Annotated in this window: 1 protein-coding gene; it reads left to right on the top strand. The window is 38.9% G+C overall.

The features are described from left to right. Positions 1-613, top strand: a 613-nt coding sequence (locus tag PROCOU_RS16070; RefSeq protein ID WP_036074488.1) for an N-6 DNA methylase, incomplete at its 5' end; no start/stop codon positions are given. Between the last annotated feature and the right edge of the window lie 2 nt (positions 614-615).

The raw sequence follows: 615 nt of genomic DNA, 5'->3' as shown, positions 1-615 counted from the left end.
CCAAGCATCCGATAAACTCAAAAAAATTCTATTTGATAAAGAAAAACGGGAAAAGTTGTTTCTGGACTTTTTGGAGCTTGAAAAGGACGTCAGCTATGACTGGTTTCACATCTACTTTCAAGATGAGCACGCAGATCGTAAGAAGCACATGCAAGACTTCACACCGAATGAATTAAGTGATGTTATTTCTAAGTTGGTTGGAGAATCACCAAATACACTGGACATCGCATCAGGAACTGGAGGTATGATCATTAGAAAGTGGTGGAGCGACTGTTTAAGAGAAGGCCCATTTGTATATCTCCCATCGAAACATTTGTATCAGTGCGAAGAATTATCAGATCGAGCTATTCCGTTCTTATTATTCAATCTCATGATACGAGGCATGAACGCGACTGTCGTACATGGTGACGTGCTATCGAGAGAAGTCAAACAAGTGTATTTTATCCAAAATGAACACAACGACCATTTGCTTTTTAGTAGCTTAAATGTATTTCCACATAACGAGACAATTTGTAATGAGTTCAACGTGCGCAAATGGCTAGAAGAAGAATTGAATCATATTGAGAGTTCAGAAATGCCAGATCATTTGAAGTTTGAGGAGGAACAAGCATGACG

The organism is Listeria rocourtiae FSL F6-920, assembly GCF_000525975.1.
GTDB lineage: Bacteria > Bacillota > Bacilli > Lactobacillales > Listeriaceae > Listeria_A > Listeria_A rocourtiae.
The sequence above is the reverse complement of the archived record's forward strand: the minus strand, read 5'-3'. Positions and strand labels throughout refer to the sequence as shown.